Genomic DNA, 251 nt, shown 5'->3' with positions numbered 1-251 from the left:
GTCCATAAAAGGTGATAAATATAATTTCTGACCATTCATTAATTTGAACTCTGTAATATCTGTTACGACTTTTTGAAATGGGAGACTTGTTTTAAATCTACGATTTAATATATTTTGAGCTACTTTACCAACTTTACCTTTAAAGGAACGATACTTACGTCCTCTATGTGTGAACTTTGTACAAGTTAGATTATATTCTTTCATGATTCTTAGTACTTTTTTATGATTTACGATAAGACCTCTATTTCTTA

The 251-nt window shown here is 28.3% G+C and carries 1 pseudogene; it reads right to left on the bottom strand.

The features are described from left to right. Positions 1 to 251 (bottom strand): annotated as a pseudogene (locus LQ693_RS13605) (IS3 family transposase); the annotation flags it as partial.

This window comes from Mammaliicoccus sp. B-M6 (assembly GCF_022386965.1).
GTDB lineage: Bacteria > Bacillota > Bacilli > Staphylococcales > Staphylococcaceae > Mammaliicoccus > Mammaliicoccus sciuri_A.
This window is presented reverse-complemented; position numbering and strand designations above follow the sequence as displayed.